Genomic DNA, 2,064 nt, shown 5'->3' with positions numbered 1-2,064 from the left:
TCGAGCCCGACATCTTCGTCATCGGCAAGTCCATCGGGGGCGGCATCCCCTGCGGTGCCTACGGGATCACGAACGAGGTCGCGGCCGCGATCACCAGCCACACGGATGCCGGGGACGCCGACATCGTCGACGTGGGCGGGGTGGGCGGCACCCTCGCCGGCAACGCCCTGTCCACCGCGGCGATGCGCGCCACGCTCGGTGAGGTGCTGACGCCGACGGCGTTCGAGCACATGATCGTCCTCGCGACCGCCTTCACCGAAGGGGTCCAGGCCACCCTCGACGAGTTCGACGTGCCGTGGTCGGTGAGCCAGCTCGGGGCGCGCTCGGAGTACCGCTTCGCCTCACCCGCGCCGCGCACCGGCGAGGAGGCCGCGATCGCGCACGACGACGACATCGACGCCTACATGCACCTCGCGACGTGCAACCGCGGCCTGCTCATGACGCCGTTCCACAACATGGCCCTCATGTGCCCCGACACGACGCGCGCCGACGTCGACCGGCACACCGAGGTGTTCCGCGAGGTCGTCGGCGCGCTGTACGGCTGAGGGCGGGCGGCGTCAGCCCGCCCGCACCCGCCGCCACGTGTCGATCTGGTCCCAGACGATGATGACGACCACCGACAGCACCGTGGCGTAGGCGAGGTCGCGGGCGGCGCTCTCCCACCCGGCCCGGGTGACGGCCTCCACGAACACGCCGTCGAAGAACCGGTCGGCCAGCACGAGCCCGACGATCACGGCGGCGAAGGCAAGGTCGACGACGAGCCCCGCCGCGGCGAGCGCCACCGTCCAGCGCCGGGCCCGGTGCACCAGCCACACGACGAGCAGCTGACCACCGAGGAGGGCGAGAAGGACCCACATCCACCCGCTCCACAGGCCGGCGTCGAGCACCGGCACGGACTCGCCGTCGACCCGCACGGGAGGGTTCACCTGCTGCCAGACGACGGCCAGGACGGTGAACAGGATCATCACGGCCGCCGTGACGCTCTCGCCGAGACCGACCTGCCGGCCGGCGGTGGGCTCGGGGAGCTGGTCGGGATTCCAGGCACCGAGCTCGCCGGCAGGCTCCGAGCGCTCGATGACCGCGAACACGACCGTGGTCCAGCAGATGATGTGGACCGCGGTGTGCAGGGCCACGACCGCCGCGCCCCCGAAGGCCGTGCCCACGCTGCCCGCGCTGGAGTCCTCGACGAACAGGCGGACGACCAGGACGATGCCGGCGACGATGGGCACAACGATCGACAGGAGCAGGGTGACGAGCCGGCGCCACTGCGGGAAGTACGCCGGGCCGATGAGGTGGAGCGGGCTGCCGCTGTAGCCGGCGGCCAGGCGCATCGGGTCGCCGAGCTCGACGAGGACGTCGCGTTCGGCGACCTCGCGGCTGGGCGCGCCGGCCTCGAGGCGGGCGTCGACCATGTCCTCGATGGTGCCGCGCAGCTCCTGCTCGACGTCGGGGCGCTGGCCCTCGTCGAGGCCGCGGACGGTGGCGTGCACGTAGCGGTCGGTCAAGGAGGTCATCTCGGGGTCCTCTCGGTCGGGCTCGGGTCAGCTGAGGTCGTTGATGGCGGCATCGAGCGAGCGCCAGTCGGTGCGCAGGGCGGCGAGGACGTCTTCGCCGGCGGGGCTGGTGCGGTAGAACTTCCGCGGCCGGGACTCCTCGGTGTTCCACTCGGCCTCGAGAAGGCCCTGCTTCTCGAGGCGGCGCAGCAGCGGGTAGAGGGTGTTGGCGTCGACGCCGAACCCGGCGCGGGCCAGCGTCTCGAGCAGTGCGTAGCCGTAGCCCGGGGTGCGCAGGGTCGCCAGCGCGGCGACGACCACCGTCCCCCGCCGCAGCTCCTGGAGGTGGCCGTTCAGCACGTCCTCGTCATCCGTCATGGCCGAGACGATAGTGTGCGTCACACACTATCGTCAAGGGCACAACGATGTGAACTGTCGACCAGCCGGCGTACGGGCCGTCGAGAGGGGGCAATACGCAGGCGCGAGGGGGGGAGTCAAGCGGTTGTTGCAACGAGGTATGTCAGCGGCGCACGACTCTGAGACAGGCGCCTGCCTGGGCGGTCGATAATGA

General features: G+C 71.4%; 3 protein-coding genes. 1 reads left to right on the top strand and 2 read right to left on the bottom strand.

Annotated features, from left to right (window positions below; genetic code table 11):
- Positions 1-545, top strand: a 545-nt coding sequence (locus tag PKY62_RS13185) for an aminotransferase class III-fold pyridoxal phosphate-dependent enzyme (protein WP_324537695.1), incomplete at its 5' end; no start/stop codon positions are given.
- A 12-nt stretch (positions 546-557) separates the two neighbouring features.
- On the opposite strand, the gene PKY62_RS13180 is transcribed toward PKY62_RS13185, so the two are convergent.
- Both PKY62_RS13180 and PKY62_RS13175 read right to left on the bottom strand, forming a co-directional pair.
- Positions 558-1,514, bottom strand: coding sequence for a permease prefix domain 1-containing protein (locus PKY62_RS13180; RefSeq protein WP_159900046.1), 957 nt, complete (start codon positions 1,512-1,514; stop codon positions 558-560).
- Between the two features lie 27 nt (positions 1,515-1,541).
- Entirely contained in the window at positions 1,542-1,871 is a 330-nt protein-coding gene (locus PKY62_RS13175) for a PadR family transcriptional regulator (RefSeq protein ID WP_324537691.1), read from the bottom strand.
- Between the last annotated feature and the right edge of the window lie 193 nt (positions 1,872-2,064).

It is taken from the genome of Actinotalea sp., assembly GCF_035443605.1.
In the GTDB taxonomy this organism is placed as follows: domain Bacteria; phylum Actinomycetota; class Actinomycetes; order Actinomycetales; family Cellulomonadaceae; genus Actinotalea.
The sequence above is the reverse complement of the archived record's forward strand: the minus strand, read 5'-3'. Positions and strand labels throughout refer to the sequence as shown.

What these genes read in the sequence shown, in the direction of transcription:
- PKY62_RS13180 (WP_159900046.1), bottom strand. Translation starts at nt 1,514, where the DNA reads ATGACCTCCTTGACCGACCGCTACGTGCACGCCACCGTCCGCGGCCTC.
- PKY62_RS13175 (WP_324537691.1), bottom strand. Translation starts at nt 1,871, where the DNA reads ATGACGGATGACGAGGACGTGCTGAACGGCCACCTCCAGGAGCTGCGG.